4 protein-coding genes are annotated in these 3,065 nt (G+C 59.9%); 1 reads left to right on the top strand and 3 read right to left on the bottom strand.

Annotated elements, in window-relative coordinates:
- The 3 genes from ERD80_RS09185 to ERD80_RS09175 form a co-directional block, all read right to left on the bottom strand.
- The coding region (locus tag ERD80_RS09185; RefSeq protein ID WP_136546650.1) for a toprim domain-containing protein at window positions 1–151 on the bottom strand (151 nt) is incomplete at its 3' end.
- Window positions 152–172: 21 nt separating this feature from the next.
- Window positions 173–1,216: a selenide, water dikinase SelD gene (gene selD, locus ERD80_RS09180; RefSeq protein ID WP_136546648.1), complete on the bottom strand. Its 1,044-nt coding sequence runs from the start codon at window positions 1,214–1,216 to the stop codon at window positions 173–175.
- A 153-nt stretch (window positions 1,217–1,369) separates the two neighbouring features.
- On the bottom strand, window positions 1,370–1,921 hold the full coding sequence (locus ERD80_RS09175) for an NAD(P)H nitroreductase (RefSeq protein WP_136546646.1): 552 nt from the start codon (window positions 1,919–1,921) through the stop codon (window positions 1,370–1,372).
- A gap of 171 nt (window positions 1,922–2,092) precedes the next feature.
- On the opposite strand from ERD80_RS09175, the gene sppA reads away from it, so the two are divergent.
- On the top strand, window positions 2,093–3,065 hold a 973-nt coding region (gene sppA, locus ERD80_RS09170; RefSeq protein WP_136546644.1), incomplete at its 3' end, for a signal peptide peptidase SppA.

Genomic DNA, 3,065 nt, shown 5'->3' with positions numbered 1-3,065 from the left:
GCTGCGCCTGCTCCAGCAGATGCCCGACACACCAGGTCACAACCTGGTCATTACCACAGGCAATATAGCCGTCGCCACGTCGATGCGGTTTGGGTAGCACATCGGCGATGGCGCGTGCCAGACTGGGTTTTTCAGCAATAAACAAACGCATGAATGGCGTCGTTCCTTTACGTCAGGTGACTACAGTAATCAGTGGATGGGCGCGGTCGGCCGGCAGCAGTGTGCCAATCGCCGTGGCCTCAACGCCAGCCTGCGCGGCGCACGCGTGAAACGCCGCAATAGCGTCAGGCTGCACCGCCACCAGCAGCCCGCCGGAAGTTTGCGGATCGCACAGCAGTGCGCGCGTGGCCTCATCCATGGCAGAAATGTGCTCGCCGTAGCTGGCGAAGTTGCGGCTGGTGCCGCCCGGCACCGCGCCTGCCGCAATGTACTGGTCCACGCCGGGCAGACGCGGTACCTGTGCGGCCTGCACGTGCGCGCGCAGGCCGGAGCCCAGACAGATTTCACTCAGGTGCCCCAGCAGACCAAAGCCGGTGACATCGGTCATGGCGCTGACGCCGGGCAGTTTAGCAAATTCCGCCCCTGCGCTATTGAGCTGGCACATCACCTGCGCCGCCAGCGTCTGATGCTCCGCACGCAGCAGCCCTTTTTTCTCTGCAGTAGTCAGAATACCGATGCCAAGCGGTTTGGTGAGGAACAGCTCGCAGCCCGCCTGCGCAGCGCTGTTCTTTTTCACGCGCACCACGTCAACGATGCCGGTAACGGCAAGGCCAAAAATCGGCTCCGGCGCATCGATTGAGTGGCCCCCCGCCAGCGCGATGCCAGCCGCCTGGCAGGCCGCGCGACCGCCTTCAATCACCTGCTGTGCCACTTTCGCGTCCAGCACATTAACCGGCCAGCCGAGAATAGCGATAGCCATGATCGGTTTGCCGCCCATGGCGTAAATATCACTGATGGCGTTAGTGGCCGCGATACGGCCAAAGGTGTGCGGATCGTCAACGATGGGCATAAAGAAGTCAGTGGTGCTGACCACCGCCGTGCCGTTACCAAGATCGTACACGGCAGCATCGTCACGGGTTTCATTGCCGACCAGCAGTCGCGGATCGTGAAAGGCAGCCAGTTCGCTGTGCAGAATGGTCTCAAGCACCTGAGGTGAAATTTTACAGCCGCAGCCAGCGCCGTGGCTGTATTGCGTCAAACGAAGCGGTTCGCTCATGGCGGGTTCCTTGTGCGCTGAACAGAGAGGGCTATGTTAGCCTGGCTGCCCGCTGCTGGTAAGCGCTGTCGCCGCTAAGCGCGATCTTTCGCACAGCGACTGTGCAATCAGTGTCGTTGCATGCACCTTGCCGCAGAAACCCGCTGCTGTCTGTCAGAAATAACTGACAAACGCCTCGCTGTCGGGCGCAACCACGGTGGTATTGGCTTTCAGCTGCGGCGTTCCGAGGTAGAGGAAACCCACAATCGCATCCTGCTCGCGGCAGCCAAAGGCGGCGCGTACCTGCGGATGGTCGGTCCATGGCCCGCTGCGCCAGATGCCGTTAAAGCCCTGCGCGACAGCCGCCATTTGCATCGCCATCACCGCGCAGCCAGCGGACACGACCTGCTCCCAGCGCGGGACTTTAGCGGAGGCTTCGCAGTGTGCGACAACGGTGATGATCATCGGCGCGCGGAACGGTGACGTCCGGGCCTTCTCAATGGCTTTGTCATCCAGCTGGCTGTCGCGTGCGGCCTGCTCCAGCAGATGACTGAAGCGTTCGCGCCCCTCATTTTCAATAATGATGAAGCGCCACGGCTGCAGCGTGCCGTGATCCGGTGCGCGCATACCCGCGTGCAGAATATTCTGCAGCACTTCACCGGCGGGTGCCGGCTCGGTCAGGCGCGACGCTGAACGACGGTTTAGCAGTAATTCCAGTGCATCCATCTTGATTCTCCCGTGATTAACAAAGCGTGGGCTAATCCTGGCACAGCGCGATCTTTTGTAACAGTCTGGCGCGATTTCCTGCTGACTTTTCGCACGCTGCTCTTTAGGATGAATCCGACATCGGGGCAGACCGCATACCGGCTGCCCTGGCTACGTGAATATGGAGAGTTTATGCGCACATTGTGGCGAATTATTGCTGGCCTGTTCCGCTGGAGCTGGCGGGTGCTGAATTTTATCCGGGAATTTATCCTGAATCTGTTCCTGATTGTGTTAATTCTGGCCGGCGTCGGCATCTGGCTGCAGCTATCCAGCGCCAGCAGCAGTGAACCAGTACAGCAGGGTGCGCTGAAAGTCGATCTGAGCGGCGTGCTGGTGGACAAACCGTCGGTCAGCAATCGTCTGAGCCGTATCAGCCGCCAGCTGCTGGGTGCCAGCAGCGATCGTTTGCAGGAAAACTCGTTGTTTGATGTGGTCGATGCGATTCGTCAGGCAAAGAGCGATAAAAATATCACCGGCATGGTGCTGGATCTGCGCGATTTTGCCGGCGGCGATCAGCCTTCGCTGCAGTACGTGGGTAAGGCGCTGCGCGAATTCCGCGACGCGGGCAAACCCATTTTTGCCCTCGGCGACAGCTATAGCCAGGCGCAATACTATCTCGCCAGCTACGCCACGAAGGTCTATCTGTCCCCGCAGGGCACGGTAGATCTGCACGGTTTCGCCACCAACGGCCTGTATTACAAATCCCTGCTGGATAAGCTGAAAGTCAGCTCACACGTGTTCCGTGTCGGCACCTATAAGTCCGCGGTTGAACCTTTCCTGCGTGATGATATGTCGCCGGAAGCGCGCGATGCTGATGGCCGCTGGGTCGGCCAGCTGTGGCAGAACTACCTCAACACGGTGTCCGCCAACCGGCAAATCACGCCGCAGCAGCTGTTCCCGGGGGCGGCGGGCATCATCAGCGGTCTGCAGGCCGTTCAGGGCGATACCGCTAAATATGCCCTGGATAACAAACTGGTGGATGTGCTGGATTCGCGCGCTGCCGCCGATCGCGAGCTGGTGAAAACCTTTGGCTGGGATAAAGCCAGCAACGACTACCGCAACGTCAGCATCTATGACTACAACGTCAAACAACCGACGCAGCAGG

The sequence above is a fragment of the Pantoea sp. R102 genome (assembly GCF_004916815.1).
Classification (GTDB): Bacteria; Pseudomonadota; Gammaproteobacteria; order Enterobacterales; family Enterobacteriaceae; genus Pantoea; species Pantoea dispersa.
Note: the sequence above shows the minus strand (reverse complement) of the source record. Positions and strands in the feature narration are given on the sequence as shown.